Genomic DNA, 6,649 nt, shown 5'->3' with positions numbered 1-6,649 from the left:
GGCGACCTCATCCGGCCGCTCATCGACGGCGCGGAGCTCCTCTTCTCCAACGAGTACGAGGCCAGCCTGATCGTCCAGAAGACGGGCTGGTCGGCCGAAGAGGTCCTCGAGCGTGTCGGCACGTGGGTCGTGACGCTGGGTGCGCAGGGAGTGCGCATCGACCGCAAGGGCGAGGAGTCCGTCCTCGTCGCGGCGGTCCCGGAGATCCGGAAGGTCGAGCCGACCGGGGTCGGCGACGCCTTCCGCGCCGGCTTCCTCGCCGCCCTGGACTGGGACCTCGGCCTGGAGCGCGCGGCCCAGCTGGGCTGCCTGCTGGCCGTCTACGTCGTCGAGCAGGTGGGCACCCAGGAGTACACGCTGTCGCGGGCCGACTTCCTGCGTCGCCTCGAGGCGGCGTACGGCGAGGACGCGGTTGCCGACGTCGCGCCGCACCTGCGCACCCTGCACCCCTGACGCCGACGCGTCAGCGCAGTCGCCGCACCAGGTAGCGCGGCACCCCGTCGTCGCTGAGGTCCTGCCCGACGTACTCCTGCTCACGCATCCGGCACCACGCCGGTACGTCGACGCGCGCGGCCGGGTCGTGGGCCACGACCGCGACCACCTGGCCGGGCTCGACGTCGCCCAGGTGACGGGCGAGCTCGATGACCGGCATGGGGCAGCGCAGGTCGCGGCAGTCCAGCTCGAGATCGGGCGGGGTCACGGGCCCACCCGCGCTCACAGGCCCACCCGCGTCCGCAGGTCGCGCACGACCTCGGGCAGGACGTCGCAGAAGGCGTCGACCTGGGCGCGGGTGGTGTCGCGCTGGAGGGACAGCCGCACGTTGCCGTGCGTGAGCACACCCATCGCCGCCAGCACGTGGCTCGGCGCCAGTGTGGAGGACGTGCAGGCCGAGCCGCTGGCGATCCCGAAGCCGCGGCGGTCGAGCTCGAGGACGAGGGCCTCGCCGTCGACGTACAGGCAGGAGAAGGTGACGAGGTGGGGGAGGCGGTCGTCGGGGTCCCCGACCACCTCCACGTCCGGCACCTCGGCGAGGACCCGGCGACGGACGACGTCGATGAGCCCGTGCTGGCGGGCGCCGACCTCGTCGCGCTCGGCCACGACGGCCTGCAGCGCCGCGGCGGCGGCCAGGGCGGCGGGCACGTTCTCGAAGCCGGAGGAGCGCTCGTCCGCACGGTCGTCGGCGGGGAAGGGGGTGCGCCAGCGGGTCCCCTTGCGGACCAGGAGCACCCCGACGCCGGCGGGACCGCCCCACTTGTGGGCCGAGCCGGCCGCGACGTCCCACCCGTCGGGCAGGGGGAGGCGTCCCATCGAGGCGCAGGCGTCGGTGAAGAGGGGCACGCCGTCGGGCAGCGCGCAGCGGCCGACGTCCTGGAGGGTCCCGACCTCGTGGTTGGCGCTCTGGAGGGCGACCGCGGCGACGTCGGGTGCGGAGGCTCGTACGACGAGCTCGTGCGTGTCGGTCCGTCCCCGGCCGTCCACGGCCACGGGCACCCCGCGGGCGCCCCAGGCGACGGCGTGCAGGACGGCGGAGTGCTCGACGGCCGAGTGGACGACGACGTCGCCGCGGCGCGAGCCCCGCACGAGGCCGAGCAGGCCACGGTGGACGGCGTCGGTGCCGCTGGTGGTGAAGGTGACCTCGTCGGGACGCACCCCGAGCGCGTCGGCGGTGGCCTCACGGGCGTTGTCGAGCAGCAGTCGCGCGTCCCGGGCGTGCCCGTGCAGGCGGCGCGGGTCGGCGTACCCCCGCTCCAGCGCGGCGCGCAGCACGTCGCGCGCGGCCGGGTGGAGCGGCGTCGAGGAGGCGGCGTCGAGGTCGACCGAGCGTCCGTCGGTGGCGCCCGCGAGGCCGGCGCCGGACGTGTCGCTCACCCATCGAACCTAGACCATGGCGACCGGCCCCGGCCCCGGCCGGTCGATGTGCGCGGCGACACCCCACCCGCCCCTCGCCCCGGCCCGGATCAGGGATAGTGTTCGTCCAGTCGAGACTGACCGAAAGAGAGGCTCGTTCGTGGGTCTGCAACTCCCCAAGCGTGCAGCCGTGCCCGTTCGTCGGGTCGCGACTGGTGTGGCGGTCACCGCTGTGCTGTTGCTCCTGAGCGCGTGCGACGCCGCCGAAAGCGACCAGTTCGCCCGTCTGGCGATGCCGGAACCGATCACCGAGCAGGGTCCGGCCACCTTCGACCTGTGGAAGTGGGCGTGGGTCGCCGCGCTGGCCACCGGCTTCATCGTGTGGGGCCTGATCCTGTGGGTCGTGGTCCGCTTCCGCCGTCGCAGCGACGACGAGATCCCGGTGCAGACGCGCTACAACCTGCCCCTCGAGATCTTCTACACGATCGCCCCGATCATGATGGTGATCGTCTTCTTCTACTGGACCGTCAAGGTCCAGGACGACCTCGTGGAGCTCGACCCCCAGCCCGACGTGGTCGTCGACGTCGTGGGCCAGCAGTGGTCCTGGACGTTCAACTACACCGGCCAGGGCGAGGGCGGCACCACGCCGTACACCGCCGGCACTGCCTCGCAGATCCCCACGCTGGTCCTGCCCGTCGACGAGACCGTGCAGTTCAACCTGCAGTCCCCGGACGTCATCCACGACTTCGGGGTGCCGTCGTTCCTCATGAAGATGGACGTCATCCCCGGCCGGGTCAACAAGTTCCAGGCCACGCCCACGGTCATCGGCGAGTACCGCGGCAAGTGCTACGAGCTCTGCGGCACCTACCACTCGCGGATGCTCTTCAACGTCTCTGTGGTCAGCCAGGCTGACTACGACACCTACCTCGCCGACCTTGCCGACCAGGGCTACGTCGCGGACCAGCCGCTCCTCGGTGGCGCCGACGCGACGACGCAGGCCGGCCTCGACGAGGGCGACGACCAGGAAGGGAGCCAGGAGTGACCGCCACCGCGACACCCGGCACCGCCACCACCCCGGCCTCGGGCAAGAGCCTCGGCACGCAGCTGGTCCGGATCATCACCACCACCGATCACAAGCTGATCGGCAAGATGTACCTGATCACCTCGTTCGCGTGGTTCATGGTCGGCGGCCTGATGGCCATGCTGATCCGCTCCGAGCTCGCGTTCCCCGGCCAGCAGGTCGTCAACGACGAGCTCTACAACCAGCTGTTCACGATGCACGGCACGATCATGCTGCTGCTCTTCGCGACGCCGCTGTTCTTCGGCTTCGCCAACGTGATCATGCCGCTGCAGATCGGCGCCCCCGACGTCGCGTTCCCGCGGCTCAACATGTTCAGCTACTGGCTGTTCCTCTTCGGTGGCCTCATCGCCGCCTCGGGCTTCCTGACCCCGTCGGGCGCCGCCAGCTTCGGCTGGTTCGCCTACACCCCGCTGTCGGACGGCGTCCGCTCGCCGGGCGTCGGCGGTGACCTGTGGATCATGGGCCTGTGGATGGCCGGCCTCGGCACCATCCTGGGCGCGGTCAACTTCATCACCACCATCATCTGCATGCGCGCGCCCGGCATGACGATGTTCCGGATGCCGATCTTCGTCTGGAACGCGCTCATCACCTCGCTGCTCGTGCTGATCGCGTTCCCGATCCTGGCCGGCGCGCTGCTCTCGCTCGAGGCCGACCGGTTGCTCGGGGCCCACGTCTTCGACCCGTCCCACGGCGGCCCGATCCTGTGGCAGCACCTGTTCTGGTTCTTCGGCCACCCCGAGGTCTACATCATCGCGCTGCCGTTCTTCGGCATCGTGTCGGAGATCCTGCCGGTCTTCAGCCGCAAGCCGCTGTTCGGGTACGTCGGCCTGGTCGGCGCCACGCTCGGCATCGCGATCCTCTCGGTCGCGGTGTGGGCCCACCACATGTTCGTCACCGGCGCGGTCGACCTGCCGTTCTTCTCGGGCATGACGTTCCTGATCGCGGTGCCCACCGGGGTCAAGTTCTTCAACTGGATCGGCACGATGTGGGGGGGATCTCTGTCCTTCGACACCCCGATGCTGTGGTCGATCGGCTTCCTGACGACCTTCCTCTTCGGTGGTCTGACGGGTGTCATCCTGGCCAGCCCGCCGCTGGACTTCCACGTCTCCGACTCCTACTTCGTGGTCGCCCACTTCCACTACGTCGTCTTCGGCACCGTGGTGTTCGCGATGTTCGCGGGCTTCTACTTCTGGTGGCCCAAGATGACCGGCCGGATGCTCGACGAGCGCCTCGGCAAGGCCCACTTCTGGCTGCTGTTCGTCGGCTTCCACACCACCTTCCTCGTCCAGCACTGGCTGGGTGTCGAGGGCATGCCGCGCCGCTACGCGGACTACCTGCCGGAGGACGGCTTCACCACGCTCAACCAGGTGTCCACCATCGGTGCGTTCCTGCTCGGTGCCTCGACGCTGCCGTTCCTCTACAACGTCTACGTGTCGATGAAGTCCCCGATGGTCGGCGTCGACGACCCGTGGGGCTGGGGCCGCTCGCTCGAGTGGGCCACCAGCAGCCCGCCGCCGCGCCACAACTTCCACACCCTCCCGCGCATCCGCTCGGAGTCGCCTGCCTTCGACCTCCACCACCCGGAGATCGCGATGCTCGAGCTCGACGAGAACGACGCGGCTCGTCGCGGTGACCCCGCCGACGCGCCCGAGATGCACGGTCGTGAGCAGATGCTGCGCGACCGCGTCAACGACGACGACACCACCGAAGGAGACGTCCGGTGAAGGTTGAGTCCTGGATCTTCATCATCACCACGATCTTCCTGGTCCTGGTGACGCCGGCCTACTGGTTGCTCGCCGGTGACTGGACGGGCACGTCCGCGCTGACGATGACCGCGCTGCTGACGCTGATGGTCTCGCTCTACCTCGGCTTCCACGCGGCCAAGATGGACCCGCGTCCCGAGGACCGCAAGGACGGCGAGATCGCCGATGGCGCGGGCGAGCTGGGGTTCTTCCCGCCCTACTCGTGGTGGCCGCTGTGGTGCGCCATGGCCCTCGGCACCGTGGTCTTCGCCACGGCGATGGGCGCATGGTGGCTCATGATCATCGGTGGGGCCGGCGGCATGATCGTGCTGTGCGGCTGGATCTACGAGTACTACCGCGGCGAGCACGCGCACTGATTCTGCGCCCCACCGGGGCGCGGTTACCCTTGACGGGACCTGACTCCACGTCTCTTCGGGGGAACGCTCGCCCATGCACTCACTCGCCCGGCCCGCCACCTCCTCGGTACGCCGCGTGGCCGCCGCACTCTCCGCAGTGCTGCTCTGCGCCTCGTTGGCCGCCTGCGACGCGGCCTCCCAGGAGCCCGACGCGGCACCGGACGACGCTTCGCCCTCCCAGGCCGCGGAGAAGGTCGACCCGGTGCGTTTCGCGCTGGGCGTCCGCAACGCCCGCGCCGTACCGATCGGGCAGCCCGTCGAGCTGACCGCCGAGGGCGGCGAGCTCACCGGCGTCAAGGTCGCCGCGAGCGACGGCACCCCCGTCGAGGGCGACCTGCGCAACGGCACGTGGAGCTCCACCGGGCGTCTGGAGCCCGGGACCGACTACGTCGCGCGCAGCACCGCCGAGCGGACCGACGGCCAGGCCGTGACGCGCCCGGTGCGGTTCCACACCCAGGACCTCACCCTCGACCAGCAGACCTACCCCTCCGTCGCCCCGCTCGCCGGGGAGACCGTGGGCGTCGGCATGCCGGTGATCGTCACCTTCGACGTGCCGGTCACCGACAAGGCGACCTTCGAGAAGCACATGTCGGTCACCAGCACGCCCGCCCAGCCCGGCACGTGGCACTGGATCAGCGACAACGAGGCGCACTACCGGCCCCGGACGTACTGGCAGGCCGGCACGGACGTCTCGGTCGACATCGACATCAACTCGGTGCCCGCCGGCAACGGCGTCTTCGGCCAGGAGAGCCGCACCGTGGACTTCCAGGTCGGTGACGCCCACGTCTACAAGGTCAACGCGCAGACCCACCAGATGCAGGTCTTCTCCAACGGCAGCCTGCTGCGGACGATCCCGATCACGACCGGAAAGCCGGGCTTCACCACCCGCTCGGGCACCAAGGTCATCATCGAGAAGTTCGAGGAGAAGCGGATGAACTCCGAGACCGTCGGCATCAGCGCCGACGACCCGGAGGCCTACGACATCGACGACGTCCAGTGGGCGATGCGGGTCACCTACTCCGGCGAGTTCATCCACGCCGCCCCGTGGTCGGTCGGATCCCAGGGCTCCGCCAACGTCTCGCACGGCTGCACTGGCCTGTCGACCGCTGATGCGGCCTGGCTCTACGCCATGACCCGCCGGGGCGACGTCGTCGAGTACACCGGCACCGACGAGTGGATGACGCTCACCAACGGGTACGGCGACTGGAACGCCTCCTACGCCGACTACAAGGCCGGCTCCGCCCTCTCCTGACCCTTCTGGCTTCTCTGGGGTTGTTTGGCCTCCTGCCGGGCGCTGCTCGGCATTGCCTGGCTGGGTCCGCAGGGTGGCGGCGTACGACGTCCGGGTGRCTCGTCGGYCYGTCGGCYGCCGCCAGTTGTCGCGTGCGGCTGGGTCGGTCTGTCGGCTGCCGCCAGCTGCGCGGGTGGGCCCGCAGGGTGGGCGGCGAGCGACGTCCGGGTGACCGTCGGCCTGTCGGCTGCCGCCAGTTCCGCGTCCGGCTGCCTGGTCGCAGAGGGTGGCGGCGTACGACGTCCGGGTGACTCGTCGGTCTGTCGGCTGC

Annotated in this window: 7 protein-coding genes; 5 read left to right on the top strand and 2 right to left on the bottom strand. The window is 70.4% G+C overall.

What is annotated here, in order from left to right; all coding sequences use genetic code 11:
- On the top strand, positions 1 to 453 hold a 453-nt coding region (locus tag ACXJKL_RS11075), incomplete at its 5' end, for a PfkB family carbohydrate kinase (protein WP_457207103.1).
- A gap of 10 nt (positions 454 to 463) precedes the next feature.
- Here ACXJKL_RS11075 and ACXJKL_RS11070 read toward each other — a convergent pair.
- Both ACXJKL_RS11070 and ACXJKL_RS11065 read right to left on the bottom strand, forming a co-directional pair.
- Complete coding sequence (locus ACXJKL_RS11070; RefSeq protein WP_457207102.1) at positions 464 to 700, bottom strand: sulfurtransferase TusA family protein; 237 nt, start codon at positions 698 to 700, stop codon at positions 464 to 466.
- Positions 701 to 714: 14 nt separating this feature from the next.
- On the bottom strand, positions 715 to 1,869 hold the full coding sequence (locus ACXJKL_RS11065; protein WP_457207101.1) for a cysteine desulfurase family protein: 1,155 nt from the start codon (positions 1,867 to 1,869) through the stop codon (positions 715 to 717).
- Positions 1,870 to 2,008: 139 nt separating this feature from the next.
- On the opposite strand from ACXJKL_RS11065, the gene ctaC reads away from it, so the two are divergent.
- The 4 genes from ctaC to ACXJKL_RS11045 all read left to right on the top strand — a co-directional run bounded on the left by ctaC (position 2,009) and on the right by ACXJKL_RS11045 (position 6,339).
- Positions 2,009 to 2,890: an aa3-type cytochrome oxidase subunit II gene (gene ctaC, locus ACXJKL_RS11060; protein ID WP_457207100.1), complete on the top strand. Its 882-nt coding sequence runs from the start codon at positions 2,009 to 2,011 to the stop codon at positions 2,888 to 2,890.
- Positions 2,887 to 4,653 (top strand): aa3-type cytochrome oxidase subunit I, encoded by a 1,767-nt coding sequence (ctaD, locus tag ACXJKL_RS11055; RefSeq protein WP_457207099.1) that lies wholly within the window; start codon positions 2,887 to 2,889, stop codon positions 4,651 to 4,653. The genes ctaC and ctaD overlap by 4 nt, the downstream gene beginning before the upstream one ends.
- Positions 4,650 to 5,048, top strand: a complete 399-nt coding sequence (locus ACXJKL_RS11050; protein ID WP_457207098.1) for a cytochrome c oxidase subunit 4 — start codon at positions 4,650 to 4,652, stop codon at positions 5,046 to 5,048. The genes ctaD and ACXJKL_RS11050 overlap by 4 nt, the downstream gene beginning before the upstream one ends.
- A gap of 73 nt (positions 5,049 to 5,121) precedes the next feature.
- Positions 5,122 to 6,339 carry an Ig-like domain-containing protein gene (locus tag ACXJKL_RS11045; RefSeq protein ID WP_457207097.1) on the top strand — a complete coding sequence of 406 codons (1,218 nt, stop codon included), beginning with the start codon at positions 5,122 to 5,124 and terminating at the stop codon, positions 6,337 to 6,339.
- Positions 6,340 to 6,649: the final 310 nt, after the last annotated feature.

This window comes from Nocardioides sp. P5_C9_2, from assembly GCF_054049555.1.
Note: the sequence above shows the minus strand (reverse complement) of the source record. Positions and strands in the feature narration are given on the sequence as shown.